Source organism: Phyllobacterium sp. 0TCS1.6A, from assembly GCF_026420825.1.
GTDB lineage: Bacteria > Pseudomonadota > Alphaproteobacteria > Rhizobiales > Rhizobiaceae > Phyllobacterium.
On the sequence record NZ_JAPMAB010000009.1, the window covers coordinates 99020 to 118401 of the forward strand.

21 protein-coding genes are annotated in these 19382 nt (G+C 63.6%); 2 read left to right on the forward strand and 19 right to left on the reverse strand.

The window, feature by feature from the left end; translation table 11 throughout:
• Position 1 precedes the first annotated feature (1 nt).
• Together OSJ75_RS18220 and OSJ75_RS18225 are read right to left on the reverse strand one after the other, a co-directional pair.
• Complete coding sequence (locus OSJ75_RS18220) at positions 2 to 643, reverse strand: 3-oxoacid CoA-transferase subunit B (protein WP_267229014.1); 642 nt, start codon at positions 641 to 643, stop codon at positions 2 to 4.
• Position 644: 1 nt separating this feature from the next.
• Positions 645 to 1367, reverse strand: a complete 723-nt coding sequence (locus OSJ75_RS18225) for a CoA transferase subunit A (RefSeq protein ID WP_256473402.1) — start codon at positions 1365 to 1367, stop codon at positions 645 to 647.
• A 79-nt stretch (positions 1368 to 1446) separates the two neighbouring features.
• On the opposite strand from OSJ75_RS18225, the gene OSJ75_RS18230 reads away from it, so the two are divergent.
• A complete protein-coding gene (locus OSJ75_RS18230; protein ID WP_256473403.1) occupies positions 1447 to 2031 on the forward strand; it encodes a LuxR family transcriptional regulator in 585 nt (194 codons plus the stop codon).
• Here OSJ75_RS18230 and OSJ75_RS18235 read toward each other — a convergent pair.
• From OSJ75_RS18235 to OSJ75_RS18285, 11 genes are all read right to left on the reverse strand, one after another.
• Positions 2024 to 2806: an ABC transporter permease gene (locus OSJ75_RS18235; protein ID WP_250019506.1), complete on the reverse strand. Its 783-nt coding sequence runs from the start codon at positions 2804 to 2806 to the stop codon at positions 2024 to 2026. The genes OSJ75_RS18230 and OSJ75_RS18235 overlap by 8 nt on opposite strands.
• Entirely contained in the window at positions 2803 to 3651 is an 849-nt protein-coding gene (locus OSJ75_RS18240; protein ID WP_250019505.1) for an ABC transporter ATP-binding protein, read from the reverse strand. Before OSJ75_RS18240 ends, OSJ75_RS18235 begins: the two co-directional genes overlap by 4 nt.
• Before the next feature lie 15 nt (positions 3652 to 3666).
• On the reverse strand, positions 3667 to 4683 hold the full coding sequence (locus OSJ75_RS18245; RefSeq protein WP_267229015.1) for an ABC transporter substrate-binding protein: 1017 nt from the start codon (positions 4681 to 4683) through the stop codon (positions 3667 to 3669).
• 166 nt (positions 4684 to 4849) lie between these two features.
• Complete coding sequence (locus tag OSJ75_RS18250) at positions 4850 to 5218, reverse strand: YbaN family protein (protein ID WP_250019503.1); 369 nt, start codon at positions 5216 to 5218, stop codon at positions 4850 to 4852.
• Positions 5219 to 5295: 77 nt separating this feature from the next.
• Positions 5296 to 5688 carry a VOC family protein gene (locus OSJ75_RS18255; RefSeq protein WP_267229016.1) on the reverse strand — a complete coding sequence of 131 codons (393 nt, stop codon included), beginning with the start codon at positions 5686 to 5688 and terminating at the stop codon, positions 5296 to 5298.
• A complete protein-coding gene (locus tag OSJ75_RS18260; RefSeq protein ID WP_267229017.1) occupies positions 5685 to 5993 on the reverse strand; it encodes an ArsR/SmtB family transcription factor in 309 nt (102 codons plus the stop codon). Before OSJ75_RS18260 ends, OSJ75_RS18255 begins: the two co-directional genes overlap by 4 nt.
• 132 nt (positions 5994 to 6125) lie before the next feature.
• Positions 6126 to 6629, reverse strand: coding sequence for a ferritin-like domain-containing protein (locus tag OSJ75_RS18265; RefSeq protein ID WP_250019500.1), 504 nt, complete (start codon positions 6627 to 6629; stop codon positions 6126 to 6128).
• Between the two features lie 158 nt (positions 6630 to 6787).
• Positions 6788 to 7660, reverse strand: coding sequence for an SMP-30/gluconolactonase/LRE family protein (locus tag OSJ75_RS18270; protein ID WP_267229018.1), 873 nt, complete (start codon positions 7658 to 7660; stop codon positions 6788 to 6790).
• 48 nt (positions 7661 to 7708) lie between these two features.
• Positions 7709 to 8347: a 2-dehydro-3-deoxy-6-phosphogalactonate aldolase gene (locus OSJ75_RS18275; protein ID WP_267229019.1), complete on the reverse strand. Its 639-nt coding sequence runs from the start codon at positions 8345 to 8347 to the stop codon at positions 7709 to 7711.
• Positions 8344 to 9261, reverse strand: coding sequence for a 2-dehydro-3-deoxygalactonokinase (locus tag OSJ75_RS18280; RefSeq protein WP_267229020.1), 918 nt, complete (start codon positions 9259 to 9261; stop codon positions 8344 to 8346). Before OSJ75_RS18280 ends, OSJ75_RS18275 begins: the two co-directional genes overlap by 4 nt.
• A complete protein-coding gene (locus OSJ75_RS18285; protein WP_250019496.1) occupies positions 9258 to 10025 on the reverse strand; it encodes an SDR family NAD(P)-dependent oxidoreductase in 768 nt (255 codons plus the stop codon). The genes OSJ75_RS18280 and OSJ75_RS18285 overlap by 4 nt, the downstream gene beginning before the upstream one ends.
• 96 nt (positions 10026 to 10121) lie before the next feature.
• On the opposite strand from OSJ75_RS18285, the gene OSJ75_RS18290 reads away from it, so the two are divergent.
• Positions 10122 to 10910: an IclR family transcriptional regulator gene (locus OSJ75_RS18290; RefSeq protein ID WP_267229021.1), complete on the forward strand. Its 789-nt coding sequence runs from the start codon at positions 10122 to 10124 to the stop codon at positions 10908 to 10910.
• A gap of 47 nt (positions 10911 to 10957) precedes the next feature.
• Here OSJ75_RS18290 and OSJ75_RS18295 read toward each other — a convergent pair whose 3' ends face one another.
• Genes OSJ75_RS18295 through OSJ75_RS18320 form a run of 6 tightly spaced genes read right to left on the reverse strand, consistent with a single transcriptional unit; the run spans position 10958 to position 19361 of the window.
• Positions 10958 to 13357 carry an aldehyde dehydrogenase family protein gene (locus OSJ75_RS18295; protein WP_267229022.1) on the reverse strand — a complete coding sequence of 800 codons (2400 nt, stop codon included), beginning with the start codon at positions 13355 to 13357 and terminating at the stop codon, positions 10958 to 10960.
• 10 nt (positions 13358 to 13367) lie between these two features.
• Entirely contained in the window at positions 13368 to 14372 is a 1005-nt protein-coding gene (gene deoC / locus OSJ75_RS18300; RefSeq protein ID WP_267229023.1) for a deoxyribose-phosphate aldolase, read from the reverse strand.
• Complete coding sequence (locus OSJ75_RS18305) at positions 14369 to 15376, reverse strand: ABC transporter permease (RefSeq protein ID WP_250019492.1); 1008 nt, start codon at positions 15374 to 15376, stop codon at positions 14369 to 14371. The genes deoC and OSJ75_RS18305 overlap by 4 nt, the downstream gene beginning before the upstream one ends.
• Entirely contained in the window at positions 15369 to 16859 is a 1491-nt protein-coding gene (locus OSJ75_RS18310) for a sugar ABC transporter ATP-binding protein (protein WP_250019491.1), read from the reverse strand. The genes OSJ75_RS18305 and OSJ75_RS18310 overlap by 8 nt, the downstream gene beginning before the upstream one ends.
• Positions 16852 to 17844 (reverse strand): sugar-binding transcriptional regulator, encoded by a 993-nt coding sequence (locus tag OSJ75_RS18315; RefSeq protein ID WP_250019490.1) that lies wholly within the window; start codon positions 17842 to 17844, stop codon positions 16852 to 16854. The genes OSJ75_RS18310 and OSJ75_RS18315 overlap by 8 nt, the downstream gene beginning before the upstream one ends.
• Complete coding sequence (locus tag OSJ75_RS18320; protein WP_267229024.1) at positions 17841 to 19361, reverse strand: FGGY-family carbohydrate kinase; 1521 nt, start codon at positions 19359 to 19361, stop codon at positions 17841 to 17843. Before OSJ75_RS18320 ends, OSJ75_RS18315 begins: the two co-directional genes overlap by 4 nt.
• Positions 19362 to 19382: the final 21 nt, after the last annotated feature.

Below are 19382 nucleotides of genomic sequence, written 5' to 3' on the forward strand. Positions count from 1 at the left end.
GCTACAGGCCGACCTCGAACGTCGCCTGCGTCTTCGCCCTGATCTCGTCGAGGCTCACATCCGGCGCAATCTCGATCAGCGTCATGCGGGGCTCGCCGCGGCGCTCGAAGGTGAAAACGCCGAGATCGGTGATGACGAGATCGGTCACGCGCTGGCCCGTCAGCGGCAGGCTGCACTCTTCGAGCAGCTTCGTCTCGCCCTTGGCCTCATGCTCCATGACGACGACGACCTTCTTCACGCCGGCGACGAGATCCATGGCGCCGCCCATGCCCTTGACCATCTTGCCCGGCACCATCCAATTGGCGAGGTCCCCGCTGCGCGACACCTGCATGGCGCCGAGGATCGACAGGTCGATATGACCGCCACGGATCATGCCGAAACTGTCGGCGCCGGAAAAATAGCTCGTCGTCGGCAGTTCGGTGATGGTCTGCTTGCCGGCATTGATGAGGTCGGCATCCTCCTCGCCTTCATAGGGGAAGGGTCCCATGCCGAGCATGCCGTTCTCGCTTTGCAGCTGAACATTGATGCCGGCCGGAATGTAATTGGCAACGAGCGTCGGAATGCCGATGCCGAGATTGACGTAGAAACCGTCCTGCAGTTCCCTGGCGGCGCGCTCCGCCATCTGATCGCGTGTCCAGGCCATCTCAGTTCACCTCGCTGCCAGCCACCGGACGCTTGCGCGTGGTTCTCTGTTCGATATGTTTGACGGGATCGGGCACATGCACGATCCGCTTGACGAAAATTCCCGGCGTATGGATGTGATCGCCGTCGATTTCGCCGGCTTCGACGATATGTTCGACTTCCGCAACCGTGAAGCGCGACGCCGTCGCCATGATCGGGTTGAAGTTGCGCGCCGTCTTGCGGTAGACGAGATTGCCTTCCGTATCGCCCTTATAGGCGTGCACGATCGACAGGTCGGCGAAGAGGCCGCGTTCCATCACATAGGATTCACCGTCGAATTCGCGCACATCCTTGCCCTCCGCAATGATGGTGCCGACGCCGGTCTTGGTGAAGAAGGCCGGAATGCCTGCGCCGCCGGCGCGGATGCGTTCGGCCAGCGTGCCTTGCGGGTTGAATTCCAGCTCGAGTTCGCCCGACAGATATTGCTGGGCGAACAGCTTGTTCTCGCCGACATAGGACGAGATCATCTTGCGAATCTGCTTGGTCTCCAGCAGCACGCCGAGGCCGATGCCATCGACGCCCGCATTGTTCGAAATGACCGTCAGGTCCTTGACGCCTGAATCGCGTATTGCATGAATCAGCGCTTCAGGAATGCCGCAAAGGCCGAATCCGCCTGCCATGATGGTCATGCCGTCGAACAGCACGCCTTCCAGGGCATCGGTTACGTTCGATTGAAGTTTTTTCAACGATAGTCTCCCATGATCCTCCGTCCGTTCGCCACGGTATGGCTTGTGCATGGGGGGCAGGTAGTCGTATTAATACGGCATGTCGCCACGCGAACCATCAGATCCATCGAGGACTTCGGCCGAGGGCAGCGCCAGATTCGGGCTGGCCGACCTGCCGGTGCCGATGGTCTATGCCACGCACCGTATCATAAGGGATTGCAATACGGAATTCGCCGCCATCTTCGGCTATGAGCAGGCGGAACTCATCGACCAGAGCTTCAGCCGGCTCTACCCGAAGATCCGCGATTTCGTGCGCACGGGCGAGATGTGGCGGAGCAATTTCGCCGGCGGCAAGGTCTATTACGACGAGCGGCTGATGCGCCGGCGCGACGGAACGAGCTTCTGGTGCAAGGTCCGCGGCCGCAGCCGCAATCATTCCGATCCCTTCGCCGAAGCGCTCTATTGCTTCGAGCCGATGAACAGGCCCGCCGGCGATGCGAGCCTGCTTTCCGACCGCCAGAAACAGGTGTTGACGCTCGTATCGCAGGGCAAGACCAATGGCGAGATCGCGCTGGAACTCGGGCTGTCGCAACGGACCATCGAGGCCCACCGCGCCCGGCTCATGCGCGCCCATTCGCTGCGCAACAGCGCCGAGCTCATCGCCTGGTTCTCCAATCTCAGATAGCGCTGGTCTTCGGGCGCCATACCAGCAGGCGGTTCTCCACCAGCGTCACGATCCAGTCCACCAGGATGACGAAGAAAGTGAGCACCACCATGCCGGCAAAGACGCCATTGACGTCGAATACGCTCTCCGCCTCATGGATGAGATAGCCGAGCCCTGCCGCCGAGCCGAGATATTCGCCGACGACCGCGCCGACGACGGCAAAGCCCACCGATGTGTGCAGTGACGAGAACATCCAGGACAGCGCGGAGGGAAGATAGACGTGGCGCAGCAGCTGTCGCCCGTTCATGCCCAGCATGCGGGCATTGGAAAGCACCGCCGGACTGACCTCCTTGACGCCCTGATAGACGTTGAAGAACACGATGAAGAACACCAGCGTGACGCCGAGCGCGACTTTCGACCAGATGCCGAGCCCCAGCCAGAGCGCGAAGATCGGGGCGAGCACGACTCGCGGCAGGGCGTTGGCTGCCTTCACATAGGGATCGAACACGGCGGCGAGCAAGGGCCGGCGCGCGAACCAGAAGCCGATGACGACGCCGCCGATCGAACCGATGGCGAAGGCGAGCGCGGCTTCGGTCAGGGTGATGCCGAGATGGTACCAGATGGAGCCTTCCTGCACCCAGCTGACGATCCGCTCCGCCACCAGGATCGGCTCGCCGAAGAAGAAGCTTATCGTCTTCGGATTGCCGAGCAGCGTGGTGGTGGTGGCCACATGCCACAGGGCGATGGTCACCACGGCCACCAATATCTGCAGCGTCAGCAGGACCGCGCGGTTCATGACAGTTTCTCCGCCTGTTTGTAGCCCTTCAGGACCTCCTCCTTCAGCGCATTCCATATTTCGCGGTGCACTTCGTGGAATTCCGGGGCGGATTTGATGTCGGCCATGTTGCGCGGGCGGGCAAGCGGAATGGTGTAATCGCCGATGATGCGCGACGCCGGGCCGGCGGACATGATGATGACGCGGTCGGCGAGTCCGATCGCCTCGTCGAGATCATGGGTGACGAACATCACGGCCTTCTGATCCGCCGTCCACAGGTCGAGCAGGAGATCGCCCATGATCAGGCGGGTCTGCGCGTCGAGCGGCCCGAAAGGCTCGTCCATGAGGATGATCTTCGGATCGCGGATCAATACCTGCGCGAGGCCGACGCGCTTGCGCTGGCCGCCGGAAAGCATGTGCGGATAGCGGTCGGCAAAGGCTGCGAGCCCTACCCGCGACAGCCATTCGCGGGCCCGCTCCAGCGCTTCGCGCCGCGCTACGCCGGCGACTTCCAGCCCGATCGCGACATTGTCGACGGCGGTCTTCCACGGCATCAGCGAATCCTGCTGGAACAGGTAGCCGGCATGGGCATTGATGCCGGTATGAGCCTTGCCGAAGATCCTGACATTGCCGGCGGCAGGCTTGATGAGGCCCGCCGTGGCGTTCAGCAATGTCGATTTTCCGCAGCCCGTCGGCCCGACGATGGCGACGAATTCCCGGTCCCTGACCTCGAGATTGGTCTCGCCGACCGCCTCATAGGCGGTGCCATTGGCCATGGGAAAGGCGATGCGGACGCCTTGCAGTTCCACAGCGCGGCTATCGGCCGGACCGCTGGAACCGGCGGCATGCTTGGGCGCAATTGTCATGCGGTATGTTTAACCTCAGCCCTTGATGAAGCGGTCATCGAAAGTCGCGGCAAGATCGATCTTCGCCTGCGCAAATTCGGGGTCCAGCACCTTCAGCGTGTTGAGAACCGACTGCATGCCTTCCATGGTCAGCACGCCATTGAGCGAATAGGTCGGCAGCGAATTGGCAACCGCCTTGAGGTAGAGCCCCTTGTCGCCGAGCTGGTATTCCGCCGGCACCGTATCGGCTATCTCCTCGGGCGTCGCCTTGTGCAGCCAGTCGAGCGCCTTGACGAAGGCCTTGACCAGCGCCCGCGACGTATTCGGGTTGGCGTCGGCGAATTCCTTCTTGGCATAAAGGACCGCTGCCGGGTTCGATCCGCCGAACAGCGCCTTGGTGCCTTCCTCGGTGCGGGTGTCGATCAGCACGGAAATATCGCCGTCCGCCTCGAGCTTCGCAATCACCGGATCGAGATGCGACAGCGCATCCACCTGGCCCTGCTTGATCGCCGCGACCGCGCTCGCACCGCCGCCAATGCCGATCAGCGGCGCATCGCTGGCCTTGAGCCCGGCCTTCACCATCGCATATTGCACCGTCAATGCAGTGGAGGACCCCGGCGCGGTCACGCCGATCTTGAGGCCCGCAAGGTCGGCAGGCGTCTTCACCTTGTCTGCGAGTTCCTTGCGCACGGCAATGACGATGGCGGGGAAACGGCCAAGCTCGCAGAGCGCCCGGATATCCTGGCCCTTGGCCTGCATGCGGATCGTATGTTCATAGGCTCCGGTCACCACATCGACCGATCCGCCGACGAGCGCCTGGAGCGATTTCGCGCCGCCGCCGAAATCGTTGATCGCCACTTCGAGGCCCTCTTCCTTGAAGAAGCCCTTGCGCTCGGCAATCGTCAGCGGGAGATAATAAAGCAGCGGCTTGCCACCGACGCCAAGCGTCACGCTGGTCTTTTCGAGTGCGCCCGCCTGCGCCAGTGCCGGCCTGCCGGACACGCCGAGCACAGATAGCGCCGCCGCGCCCGCAAGAAATTGCCGCCGTTCCATGGAGATCTCCCTTTCCTCCACACAGGTCCCGGCCGCCATCCGGCGCACGAGACAAATGTGCAATTGTTTTATCTGTTTTGCAAAAGTTAGCATCAGGGTTTTGGCAGTGCAAGGCATTGCAGCCACGGAACCTGGCTCGGTCCCCAGCAAGAAAAGCACCTCCAGTCTAGACGCTTGGCCGCGTGACCACATAGACGGCGCTGGCGATGAAAAACAGCGCGACGAAGCCGGCAAGCGCCGGGGTGGGACGCGCGAAATAGTAGAAGGAGCCGAAGCCGAACGCCATGCCGGCAAGGGCGATGAGCTTGATTCTGCCGGGTATAGCGCCGCTCTGGCGCCATTTGACCAGAGTCGGGCCAAAAACGGGGTGGGTCAGCAGCCAATTCTCGAAGCGCGGCGACGAGCGGCTGAAGCACCAGGCCGCAATGATGAGAAAGATCGTGGTCGGCATGACGGGCAGCAAGGCACCGACGAAACCAAGCGCAACCATTATCCAGCCAACGACGAAATAGACGGTTCGCTTCGTTCTTCCCATCATCGATATCCCACCATGCCGGCCAAGCTTTATATGCTTGTGGCCGCCTTGTCAGCTAGGGGGAATGACGGCCATGCTCAGGCAGCCTTCATCTCGATGATCTGGATGAGATTGCCGCAACTATCGTCCAGCACCGCCATCCGGACCGGACCGGCATCCATCGGCTCGCGGGTGAACGCCACGCCGAGCGCGCGCAACCGGTCATATTCGGCATCGATATTGTCGACCTGGAACGACGTCGCCGGGATGCCGTCCGCCACCAGCGCGGTCTTGTACGGCTGCACGGCCGGGTGATCGCCCGGCTCGAGCAACAGTTCCGTCCCTTCCGGGTTTTCGGGCGAGACGACGGTCAGCCAGCGATGTTCGCCCATCGGAATGTCGTGCTTCACCTGGAACCCGAGAACGCGCGTATAGAAATCCAGCGCTTTCGACTGGTCGTCCACGAAGACGCTCGAAATATAGATCCTCATCGTCTTTGCCCTTTCTGCAGTCGGCTGCGAAGCCACGCGTCGAATGCCTCGCGCATCGGCCCCGGCTCAAAGGAATGAATTCTGGTCCGCCCCGACCATTCGACGCGAACGAGGCCGGCTCTTTGCAGCATGTCGAGATGCTGCGTTATCGCCTGGCGGGACAGTCCCGCTCCATCTTCCGCATAGGAAGCTGCACAGATCTCGAACAATGACTGGTTCGGACGCTCCCTCAGCCGATCGATGATCCTGCGGCGCGTGGGATCGCCCAGCGCCTTGAAGACGCGATCGAGTTCATCATCGTTCATGGGGTCCAATATGCAATAAAATCATTGCATGTCAAGCGCCCGAAAACAGCCCCGAAAACAGCAATGGCGGCAGCGATCAGAACCGCTGCCGCCATGATGGTGAAAGCCTGTCGGTTTCGCCCGGCCGCCGGGTCAGGCAGCGGCGGCGTTGACGTGGCTTTCGGCCAGGCCGGTGAGGGTCTTGTCGGTCTTCATCTCTTCATCGAGATTCTGCTGCAGCAGCGCCGCGCAATCGGGGCGGCCCAGCTGATTGGCCCAGGCCACGAGCGTGCCATAGCGGGTGATCTCGTAATGTTCGACCGCCTGTGCGGCCGCGATCAGCGCCGCATCCAGCACCTGGTCGTCATCGACTTCGCCGGCCACCTCGTCGGCTTCCTCGAGAATGCCGTCGATCGCCGGGCAGTTGACGCCGCTGACGTCGACGCCATGCTGCTTGAACACCTGTTCCAGCCGCTCGATCTGCATCTGGGTCTCCTGAAGGTGCTTTTCGAAGCCGCTCTTCAATTCCTGATTGGAAGCCTTGTCGATCATTTCAGGCAGCGCCTTCACGATCTGGTTCTCGGCGTAATAGATGTCGCGCAGCGTATGAACGAACAGATCGTCCATCGACTTGATGTCCTTGGAAAAGAATCCCATGTCATTCCTCCTTCGCATCGGAAATTCAACAGCCATCGGCGGCTCCCGGCGGGAATCCGTCGCAGCATGTGCTTCTTGGCAGTGACGGAATATCAACGAGAGGCGGGCGGAATAGTTCCTGAGCGCGATGCGGGAAACGCGAAGGGCTAAAGTCGTACCTAAAGTCGTACCGGAGGATCGAGGCGGCCCTTGCCTTCCGTCTTCACCAGAAGGGTTTTCCCCGCATCGGGATCGCCGCGGCGCGCATTCGCGCTCATATCCTGGAACGCGGTGGTGACGATGATATCGCCGCTCGTTTCGCTGACGAATGCCGGACAGGAGGTCTGCTGGACCGGCAGGTCGATCGTCCTGATGCGCTGCCCCGTCGGTGCGTAGATATCGACGGCCGACCGCCCCCAGCAGGCGTTCCACAGATTGCCTTCCGCGTCGACGACGGCTCCATCGACACCGCCTTTTTCGCGGTGTTCATGGAAGACCACCGGTTCACCGCTCGGCAGGCCGGTTTCGGCATCGGTCTCCACGCGCCAGATGATATTCCTCCCCGTATCGGCGAAATAGGCGGTACGGCCATCCGGTGCGAAGCAGATGGAATTGGTGATCGTCATGTCCGCGAACAGCTTGCGCAATTCGCCTTGCCTGTACCAGTAGATCGACCCCGCGCCGTTTTCCGCCTTCTTGCCCATCGTGCCGATCCAGAACGCACCGGCCGGGTGGACGCGCGCATCATTGGAGCGGGTCGACGGATTGTCGGCTTCGATCGGCTGGTGCATCGTCAGGGCGCCGGAGCGCCTGTCGCGCAGGAAAAGGCCGGTCTCGGTGGATATCAACTGGCGGTTTGCATCGACTATGGCCAGCGCGCTCGCCATCTGGCCAAGCTCATGCACGCTTGCCGCGCCACCCGACAGTGGTTTCTCGAAAAGGCGGCCCGTGACGATGTCGAACCACCAGACATTACCGGTCAACGGATCATAGCCCGGCCCCTCGCCCAGTTCGCATGCCTCGTCGTGAAAAATGCCGATCTCGTCCGTCATGGTTTCCTCCTCCTCGCCCGCCGGGCGCATTCCTTGTCCTTGGCGCCGTCAGGCCGGAAAGGCCGCATCATAGCTTGCGACGCTTGTCCTTGCCCTCTCGCCGACCGCCGCGGCCGTGGCGCCGGGCTTGTAGAGGCTCGAGCCGAGGCCAAAGGTGCGCACGCCGATTTTCGCATAGGCCGCAAAGCTCGTCTCGTCGACGCCGCCCACAGCGCCGATCACGGTGCCCTTCGGCAGCACGGCGCTGATCGCCTTCAATCCGTCAGGGCCAAGAACGCTGGCCGGGAAGAATTTCAGCCCGGAAGCGCCGGCTTTCAACGCCGAAAATGCCTCGGTTGGCGTGAAAATGCCGGGCATGGTCACCATTCCGGCCTTGCCCGCCGCCTCGAGCACGGCACGATCGACATTGGGGCTGATGACCAGCCGCCCGCCGGAATCGTTCAGCCGCGCGACGTCCGCAGGTTCCAGGAACGTTCCCGCCCCCACCAGCACCGAGGCCGGCATGGATTTCGCCAATTGTTCGATGGAGCGGAATGGCTCGGGCGAGTTCAGCGGCACTTCGATGATTTCGATGCCGGCTTCGACGAGTTGTTCGCCGATGGCGACGACTTCATCGGGCCGGACACCGCGCAGGATGGCGATGAGATCGCGCTTGAACTTCGGCCAGGCGATGGTCGGAGATGTCATGGCATTGTTCCTTGGATTGGCCACATGGCGGAAGCGGCGGCAAAAAGACCCTTGCGGACTGCCTCGTCCGCATCGACCAGCTGGAAGTCGATCGAGGCGATTTCAAGCGCGCGGCCATAAAGCGTGGCCATCGCGCCCGAAGCGACGAGGATGATGTTTCGGGGTGCCCCTGCGCCCGCGATCTCGGCGCCGATCAGAAGCCCGGAAAGGCGCGAGGCCGCTGCCTCCGGCAATTGCCCCTCGAGCAGCATCGCCGCCCTTATATTGAACAGATGGCCGAGCATCGACCCGCCGGCCAGCATTTCCTTCACGGCTTCGGCGAATTGCGGATGATCGGCAGCAGCGGCCGCATCGCCGATCGAGTGCCGCAGGATCGATTGGCCCGAGAGCAGCCCGTAGAGTTCGCCCGTCATGTAGGTCGAGAACCGTTCCGCCCGTCCGCCCACGAGATGCACCCATTTCGAATGCGTGCCCGGCATGGCGACGACGCCATCCGTGAGGCTTTTCGCCAGCATCGCCCCGAGAAGCTGGGTTTCCTCGCCGCGCATGACATTTGCCCGTTCGGCGCCGCCTTGCGACAGGCCGGGTATGATGCGCACCTCGCGGTCGATGTCGGCAATCTTCACCGCGCCGGAGAGGATAGCCGCGAGATCGGCCGGAACCGCGACATAATTGGCCTCCATCCAGCCTTGCCGCGATCCTGCCATGCCGCAGACCGCCACCGGCAGGTCGCGCGGCGCACCGAGGGCGGCGAGGTGGGATTCCAGCGTCTTCGCGAAGCCCTTTTCACGCGAGGCATCAAGGCCGTCATCGGCGCGCCGCTCGGCAAGGACCTCGCCATTGCCATCGACCAGCCACAGCCGAAAGCGCGAGGTGCCCCAGTCGCACAGCGCGAAGACCGGTGCAGCGCTCACAGGTAGCCCCCGTCGACGATCAGCACCTGCGCGCTCAGCATGCGCGCCGCGTCGGAAGCGAGGAACAGGCAGGGGCCGACCATGTCGCCGGGCTCGATTTCCTCCCGCAGCGCCTGGCGGTCGATATGGCCTTGCAGCCCCTCGCTCGTCACCCATAGCTCGCGCTGGCGCTCGGTGATGACCCAGCCCGGCGCAATGGCGTTTACCCTGATCTTTTCGGGTCCGAGGCGACCGGCAAGACCCTTGGTCAAGCCGACAATGCCGGCCTTTGCCGCCGTATAGGCAGGAAAACCGCCATGATTGATCATGAAAGAGGTCGAGGTGAAGTTGACGATCGAACCGCCGCCCGCTTCGCGCATCCCCGGCAACACGGCCTGCGCCGCGAAGAATTGCGGCCGCAGATTGATCGACTGGTTGAGATCCCAATATTCCACCGTCACGTCGTCGACATCGTGCCTGTCGTCCCAGGCGGCATTGTTGACGAGAACCGTGACCGGACCATTGGCCTCCACGGCTGTCGCGACGGCGGCCTTGAGCGCTTCGACATCGCGCAGGTCGGCCTTGAGGTAGAGCGGCCGATTGCCGTGGTCGGCAGCGAGCTTCTCGGCCAGCGCCTGCGACGGCGCCTCGGCTATGTCGATGAAGGCGACCCTGGAACCCTGCCGCACGAAGCCTTCGGTGAGGGAGGCGCCGATGCCGGTGCCGCCGCCGGTTATGAGGACGGAGCGACCCTTGAGATCGGGGAAAATGGCAGAAGGCATCATGATTGAAGACTCGCGAAGGAGTTCCACTATTCGGAACTGTGTTTGACTATGTAGAATTTTGCTTTTACGGTCGCAGAAGTCAAGGTGGAGAACCGATTGAAAACAGCGCCGAAGCCAGCCGCAAGAGCCGAAACCGGGACGCTTGGAAAGGCCGTCGATGTCCTCGACATCGTGGCGCGGGCCGATACGCCGTTGCGCTTCACCGACATATTGCAGCTGGCGGACCAGCCGAGGGGCACGCTGCACCGGCAGATCGCCAATCTGCTCGAAGAAGGTCTTCTCGTCCTCAACAGCGACAATTCCTATGGATTGGGCATGCGGCTGATGCAGCTCGCGGCCAAGGCATGGTCGCGCAACGATCTTCGCCTCATCGCTGCCCCGCATCTGCAGAAGCTGCATGAGGCGACCGGGGAAACGGTGCATCTCGGCGTGCTGCGCGGCGTCGACGTGGTCTATCTCGACAAGATCGAGAGCCGCCAGAGCGTGCGCATGGTTTCGCAGATCGGCAATACCGCCCCGGCCTATTGCACCGGCGTCGGCAAGGCGGCGCTTTCGGCATTGCCGGAGGCGGAACTCGACGCGCTCGTCAAGCAGATCCGTTTCCGCTTCTATACGAGCCAGACACTGATGGACAAGATGGCGCTCTACCGCCATCTGAAGGAGGTAAGGGAACGCGGCGTCGCCTTCGACCGGCAGGAGCACGAAGTCGGTATCGCCTGCGTCGCGGCGCCGATCCATCTGAGCAATGGCGCGGCGGGGATTTCGGTCACCGGGCCGTCCTACCGCCTGACCTGGCAGGTGCTGGCCTCCTATGTCGAGGTCACGCGCAAGGCGGCGGCAGCGATCATGGACGACCTTGCGGCGGGGCTTGCACCGCGCAGCTGAGCCCGGACCTGCTCCCCCGGCTTGCACCGGGGAAGCATTGCGGCGGCCTATTCGCCGTATGGCACCCAGATATTCTTGACCTGCACGGCGCGGCGCAGATAGTCGCGGCCCTGGCCCTGCTGCTGGCTGGCCCAGTCGCGCTGGCGCCCATGGTTGACCCATGCCGCCTTCAGATTGCCGCTGGAGGCTTTCTCCACCATGGCGCTGCCCTCGGCAGTACCGACATACCAGATGGCATCCACCTCATCATGATCGGCGAGCGTTTTCGCCAGCACGTCCCTTTCGCCGGTGACGATATTGACGACGCCGCCCGGAACATCGGACGTATCCAGGAGCTGGTAGAAATTGGTGGCGAGCAGCGGATGCCGCGTCGAGGGCACCGCCACGACCCTGTTGCCCATGGCGATCGCCGGCAGCACCAGCGACACGAAGGAGAGGAGCGGCGCTTCGTCCGGGCAGAGAATGCCCATCACGCCCCAGGGCTCGTTCATGGCCAGCGTCACATGGCGCGACTTGGTGGCATGCACGGCGCCGTCATATTTGTCGGCCTGCGCGGCATAGTAGAAGATACGGCGCAGGCTGAGGTCGAATTCGGCCGTGGCGGCCTTGGCGCCGATGCCGGTACTCGCCTGCAGCAATTCCTCGAATTCGCCGCGCCGGGCATCGAGGTTCTCGCCGAGATAATAAAGCACCTGCGCGCGGTTATGCGCCGTCGCGCCGCCCCAGGAGCCTGCCTTGGCAGCGGCCTCGACGGCATTGCGGATATCCTTGCGATTGCCGATGCCGGCCTGGCCGATGACCTGCCCGCCCTTGCCGACGACCGAATAGGAATATCCGCCATCCGGCCGCGCCTGCTTGCCGCCGACATAATTCTTCGCCGTGCGGTCGATACCGGCGCCGGGCGCGATCTTCGCATCGCCGTCCGGCGCAGCGGAAGGCTTGAACGGCCTTTCGGATTTCGCCAGCGGCAGCGCCTTTTCCCAATCCGCGACGAGATATTCGTAGAGCCCCTCCTTGCCGCCTTCGCGCCCAAATCCGCTTTCGCGATAGCCGCCAAAGCCGGCGCCGGCATCGAGCAGGTTGGTGGAATTGATCCACACCACGCCCGCCTTGACCCTCGCCGCCATGTCCAGCGCCAGATTGATGTTCTCCGACCAGACCGATGCCGCAAGCCCGTATCTGGTATTGTTGGCCAGCGCTATCGCCTCGTCCGGCGTGCGGAAGGTCGTCGTGGTGGCGACGGGTCCGAATATTTCCACCTCGCAGACGGTCGATGCGGGATCGACCTCGGTGAAGAAGGCCGGGGCGAAGAAACTGCCCTTGGCCGGCAGGGTCGCCGGAGCCTGCCACAGGGTGCCGCCCTCAACCTTGCCCTGTTCGACCAGGCCGGCAACGCGCTTCAACTGGCCGGGCGATACGAGCGCACCCACATCCATCGTCTTGTCGAGCGGATCGCCGACGCGCAATGTCTCCATGCGCTTGCGCAACTTCTCGTAGAAGCGCGGTGCTATGCCTTCCTGCACGAGAATGCGCGAACCGGCGCAGCACACCTCGCCCTGGTTGAACCAGATGGCATCGACGACGCCCTCGACGGCGCCGTCCATGTCGGCATCCTCGAATACGATGAAGGGCGACTTGCCGCCGAGCTCGAGCGAGAGCTTCTTGCCCGAACCGGCGATCTGGTCGCGGATGATGCGGCCGACTTCGGTCGAGCCCGTGAAGGCTACCTTGTCGACACCGGCATGGCCGCAAATGGCAGCGCCCGTGGCGCCGTCGCCATGGACGATGTTCACGACGCCTGCCGGCAGGCCTACCTCATGGCAGACCTCGGCGAAGGCGATGGCGCTGAGCGGCGTGAGTTCCGCCGGCTTGAGCACGACGGTATTGCCCGCAGCGAGCGCCGGCGCGATCTTCCAGGCCAGCATGAGCAGCGGAAAGTTCCACGGAATGACCTGCCCGCAGACGCCGACCGGCGAAAAACCTTCGAACTCGCTGTCGACCATCTCGGCCCAGCCGGCGTGATGGTAGAAATGCCGGGCGACGAGCGGTATGTCGATGTCGCGGGTTTCCCGGATCGGCTTGCCATTGTCCATGGTCTCCAGCACGGAGAAGAAGCGCTCGCGCTTCTGGATATGGCGGGCGATGGCGTAGAGATATCTCGCCCGCTCATGGCCCGGCAAGGCCGACCATTTGCCGAAGGCGGCGCGCGCGGCCTTGACCGCTGCGTCCACGTCTTCGGCGCTGCCCTCGGTCACCCGGGCGAGCAGTCTTTCATTGGCGGGGTTATGAACCGCGAAGGTCTTGCGGCCTTCGGCGCTGACGAACCTGCCATTGATGAAATGGCCGAAGCCGCCTTCATTGGCATCGAGCCAGTTCTGCACGTCGACATTGCTCTCCGGAGCCGGGCCGTAATCCATGGTGCGAAGAATATCCTTGATCTGTCCCATTGTCTGATCCTCAAGCGAGCGCGTGGCGCGACGACGCGGCGTAGCGGCCCGTTACATAATGTTCCAGCTGCCGCTCGATATCGCCGAGCATCGAACTTGCGCCGAGCCGGAACAGGTTCGGTTGCATCCACGGCAGGCCCAGTTCTTCCTTCATCAGGATCAGCCAGTTCATGGCGTCCTTCGCGGTCTTCATGCCGCCGGCAGGCTTGAAGCCGACGGTCTGGCCCGAAAGCTCGCCATAATCGCGCAGGGCGCGCAGCATGATCAGGCTGACCGGCAGGGTCGCGTTGACGTCCTCCTTGCCGGTCGAGGTCTTGATGAAATCTGCGCCCGCCTGCATGGCGACCATGGAGGCGCGGTAGACATTGCGCAGCGTATTGAGATCGCCGGTGGCGAGGATCGCCTTCAGATGGGCCTTGCCGCAGGCCTGGCGCATCTGCGCGATCTCGTCATAGAGCGCGTTCCAGTTCTGGGTCAGGACATGTTCGCGCGTGATCACGATGTCGATCTCGTCGGCTCCCTCCCCGACCGCATATTCGATCTCGGCGAGGCGCTGCGGCAATGGCGTCAGCCCGGCCGGAAAGCCGGTGGCGACCGAGGCGACGGGGATGTTCGTCCCCTGCAGCGCCTTCACCGCATGCGGCACCATGGTCGGATAGACGCAGACCGCGCCGGTGGTGATGTTCTCGTTCTCAAGGCCGAGCGCCGCCAGAATATCGGCCCGGACGGGACGGCGCGCCTTGGCGCAGAGGCGCTGCACGCGGCCCGGCGTATCGTCGCCGGCCAGGGTGGTCAGGTCGATGCAGGTGATCGCCTTCACGAGCCAGGCGGCCTGATATTCCTTCTTCACCGTCCGGCGCGTCGTCAGCGTCGCAGCGCGCCGTTCCGTCGCCGAGCGATTGACGGCGATGTCCTCGAACCATTCCGGCTTCAGCCTGGTGCCGCCGTTGCGTCCATGATCCGGTTGCACCAGCAACTCCGTTCCTTTTGTCACCAATATCTCCTGGCGGTTCATTCCCGACCCTTCCTATGATCGATAAAGCGATTGAGCAGGATGGCTGCAACGATGATGATACCTGTCACAGTCATCTGATAGAAGGAACCCAAGCCGAGAAGATTGAATATATTTCGCAGCACCTGCAGCAGCATCACGGCGAAGAAGGTGCCGAGAATGCCGCCGCGGCCGCCGAAAAGGCTGGTGCCGCCGAGTACGACAGCTGCTATGGCATCGAGTTCCAGCCCCTGCGCGGCGGTCGGCTGACCGATGCGCAGGCGCGACGTTAGAAGAATGCCGCCAAGCGCGGCCATGAAGCCGGAAACCGCGAAGACGGCGGTGATCATCAGCCGGGTCGGCAGGCCGGAAAGCCGCGCCGCCTGCGGGTTTCCACCCGTAGCGAAGACATATTCGCCGAAGACCGTCAGGCGGAGCACGATGCCGGCAATGATGCACAATCCGATGAAGATGAGCCCCATCGACGAGATGGCGAAGCCCGGCAACACGGGAACCATGGTCGATCCGATGGCGGAGAAGCCTTTCGGCAGGCCGCTGACCGGCACGCCGTCCGTCAGCAGATAGGTTACGCCGCGGAAGGAGACGAGACCGGCGAGCGTCACGATGAAGCTCGGCACCTGCGCAAGCGCGCTGATCGCGCCCATCGCCGCGCCGCAGGCGGTTCCGATCAGGGCGGTGATCGCGACCGCCACGAAGGGATCGAAGCCGTTCTGCATCAGCACCGCGACCAGCATGCCGCACAGGGCGACGACGCTGCCGACCGACAGATCGATATTCCCGGTGAGGATGACGAAGGTCATGCCGATGGCGACGACGCCGACCACCGCCGCCTGCTGGAACAGGTTGGCGACATTGGCGAAGGTCAGGAAATTGTCCGAAAGCATGGTCGCGACGGCGACGACGATCAGAAAGATGACGATGAAATTATATTCGATCGCCATATCCGCAAGACGTTTGCCAATCGGCGGATAGGGCGCTTCGACGGAAGGCGTTGCGGTCTTAGACATGTTGTTCACCCAATATTGTAGCGCGCAGGATAGCATCGCGGTCAGTGTTGGCAGGGTCGTAGCGGCCGATGTTGCGACCCTCGTGGAAGACCCAGATATTGTCGCAGGCGGCATAGAGCTCCTCGAGCTCGCTGCTGGCGACGATGACGGCTGCGCCATCCTCCGCCAGCTTGTCCACCAGATCGTAGAGGTCGGCCTTGGCGCCGATATCGAGGCCGCGGCTCGGCTCGTCGAGCAGCAGGATGCGCGCGCCGTTGATGATCCACTTTGCCAGCACGACTTTCTGCTGGTTGCCGCCGGAAAGCTGCACCACGGCCTGTTCGGGCTTGCCGTATTTCGTCGACAGGCTCTTCAGGACCGGCACCGTGCGCTCCTTCTGCAGCTTGTGCCGCGTCAGCCAGCTGCTGCGCATCGACGGCAGGGTGGCATTCTTGTAGATCGGCGCATGGAGCACCAGACCCTCGGTCTTGCGGTTCTCCGGCACGAGGCCCACGCCGCGGCGAATGGCATCCGCCGGATGCCGCGGATGAAACGGCCTGTCCTCGAGCAGTATCTCGCCGTCGAAATGGTGTGCGCCGAACAGCGCCTTGAGGAAGGAGGTGCGCCCCGAACCATTGAGGCCGGTCAGCCCCACGACTTCGCCCCAGCGAACCTCGAGGCCGGCAATGTCGAGGCCTTCCGCGCCGCGCAGGCGGTTGACCCGCAGGGCGGTATCGCCGGTGACGGGCTTGCGCGGCTTGCGCTCGATCAGGGACCTCTGCTTGCCGATGATGGCCTCGACCAGCGCCGTGTCGCTCGTCTCTTCTATGCTGTAGGTGCCGATCGTGCGGCCGCCGCGCAATACGGTGACGCGGTCGCCGATCTCGCGCAATTCGCCGAGGCGATGGCTGACATAGACGATGGCGACGCCCTGCCTGACGAGTTCCCGGATCACCTCGAACACCGATTTCAGCTCGGTCTCGTTCAGCGATGCGGAAGGCTCGTCCATGATGATGACTTTCGCATCCATGGTCAGCGACCGGGCAATGGCGGTCAGTTGCTGGTTGGCGACCGAGAGCGTCTCGACGCGGGCATCGGGCCGGAAGCGGGCGCCCACGCGCGCCAGCGCCTCGTTCGCGCGCCGCCGCCGCTCCGCATGATCGATGATGCCCATCCGCGTCGGCGCATGGCCGAGGAACAGGTTCTGCTCCACGGTCAGCTGCGGCACGAGATCCAGCTCCTGGTAGATCATGGAAATGCCGTGGCGCGCCGCATCGGCAGGCGAGCGCAGTTCCACCGGCTGGCCGCCGATCGCCAGTTCGCCGCCCGTCGGGCGGAAGGCGCCGGCGATGATCTTCAGCAGGGTGGACTTGCCGGCGCCATTGGCGCCAAGCAGGCAATGGACCTCGCCGGGCCGTACTTCCAGCGACGCCGATTCCAGCGCCACGATGCTGGGCAGGAAGATCTTCGAGACATTGCGAACGGTTAGAACATTATCAGGCATCCGACATCCTCAGCGCATATCGTGCGGTCGCTTCATCGGTAACGATGACCGAAACATAGCCGGCCTTGAGCGCCGACGCGGCGATGCGGAACTTCTCCTCGCCCGCGACGACGCCGATCGACCACTTCTTGGTTTTCAGGAATTCGAGCCGCATCCCGACGGTGCGGTCGTCAATGGCGCGGTCGACTATATTGCCGTCGCCATCGACGAAGCGGCCGAGTATGTCGCCGACGGCGCCGGCGTCCTTCAGCCGGTCTATGTCGGCTTCGTCGAGATAGCCGGAGCTGAGAAGCACCGATTCATGCGTGATGCCGCCCATGCCGAAGCAGACCACCTCCGCCTGCATGGCAAGATCGAGCACGCGCTCGATGATCGGGTCTTCTTCGAGCACTTCGCGCGTGCTCTTCTTGCCGACGATGGCCGGCACCGGCAGGAGCGTCGCCGTACCATTGCCGGCCTTGGCGAATTCCTCCGCGACCGCGCTGGTATGGGTCATCGAGGAACGCAGGTTGGTAGCGCCATTGACCAGCACCACATGCACGCCCGGGTTCCAGTTCGTCGGCAGGAACCGCGCCACGGCCGACATGGTGCGGCCCCAGGATACGCCGACGAGATCGGCCCGCGGCGTCAGGCCCGTCAGGTAGCGGGCCGCGGCCTGGGCGACGCTCTCGATCAGCAGCCCGGAATCCGCCGTGCCGCCGGAAGGAACGACGACGGCATCGTTGAGGCCGAATTCCTGCTGCAGCCGCACTTCGAGTTCGGTCTTGCGCTGGGCGCGCGGCGTGATCTCGATCCGCACGACGCCAAGCTCCTTGGCCTCCGTCATCAGCCGGCCGACCTGCCAGCGCGTCAGGCCGAGCTCCTTGGCGATCTCGCTCTGTGTCTTGTCGAGGTCGTAATAGAGCTTGGCCACGCGCACCATCAGATGCTCGCGCTGCTCGTCGGAAGGAAGCCTGGTGGAGGAAGTCAGCCGCGCATCGGTCATTGTTCGGTTCCCGCTCTTTGCCGCGCGCTGAGATCGTGGAGCACCGGCGTCAATGATTCCGTTGCCGTTCTATAAAGTTCCAGCATGTTGCGATAGCGCCTGCTGGCGGCGGGATCGGGCAGGAGTTCGCGCGTCGGCGCGGCGCAGCTTTCCGAGGCGCTGATCAGGTCCGGAAACAGGCCGAGCGCATGGGCCGAGCACGCCGCCGTGCCGATGAGCGAGAGATTGTCGCCATAGGCCACCTGCACCGGTCTACCAAGTGCATCCACGGTGGCCTGCAACCAGAGCGGGTTCTTGCAGATGCCGCCCGCCACCACGATCCGATCGACCGATACGCTGCGTTCTTCGAGCACATCGACCACATTGGCCGAGCCGAGGGCGATCGAGTCCACCGCCGCCGAATATATGTCCGCCCGGCCATGGCCGAGGGAGAGCCCGAGAATGGCGCCGCGCAGGTCGGCATCCCGGTAAGGCGTGCGGTTGCCCATCCAGTAGTCGAGGGTGAGCAGGCCGGAATTGCGGGCCGCGGCGGACGAGGCCTCGCGGATGAGATCGGCATGGCCGGCCTCGTCCAGCCCGAAAATCTTGCGGCTGAGCCAGTTGAGGATCGAGCCGGCGGAGACCTGCCCCGCCTCCACCAGCCAGAGCCCGTCGACCAGCGCATTCGGATAGGGACCCCAGAAGCCGCGCACATCGCCCTGTCCGGCGAGATGGGTGAGATGGACGACGGATGTGCCGCCGATGATCAGCATGCCGCCGGCGGCGACCGTGCCGGCGCCAAGCATGCCGATATGGGCATCGATGCCGCCCTGGACGACGATCGCCGGCGCTGCAATGCCGAGTGCATCGCGCACTTCCGGCAGCAAGGCCCCGATAGGATCGCCCACCGGGACGATGGTCGCGGGCAGCTTGCCGTGAAGGCCGGGAATGCCGAGGGCTTCGTAGATCTCGGGCACGAAGCTGCCGGCGCTGGAATCATAGTTCCACTTGCAGGCGGCGTTCATGCGCGAGCCGGCCCAGATGCCGCTCAGCCGGCAATTGATGAAATCGAGCGCCTCGCAGATAATATCGGCCCTGGCGAAGACTTCCGGCTCGTTGGCCGCCAGCCACATCGCCTTCGGAACGAGCCATTCGGCTGCATCGCCGCCGCCGCTATAGGCCATGACGGGATGGGAAACGGCTTCGGTTGCGCGCGCTTCGGCGGCCGCCCGGCAATCCATCCACAGGATGGCCGGATAGAGCGGTGCGCTGGTCTTGTCGCAGATCACCACGGACGACGCGGTAGTCGCCACGCAGACGGCGGCGATATCGTTCGATCCGCATTGGGCGATGGCATCGCGGCCGGCGGCGAGCACCGCGGCCCACCATTCTTCCGGCTGCTGCTCCGCCCAGCCGGCGCGTGGATGCGCGGTCGCATAGCTCGCCTCGGACGTGGCCAGCATGGTGCGCCGTTCGACATCATAGACGCCTGCCCTGGCACCTCCCGTGCCAAGATCGAAGCTAAGGACGAGTGTCATCCTCTAAATCCTCCCTGTCCC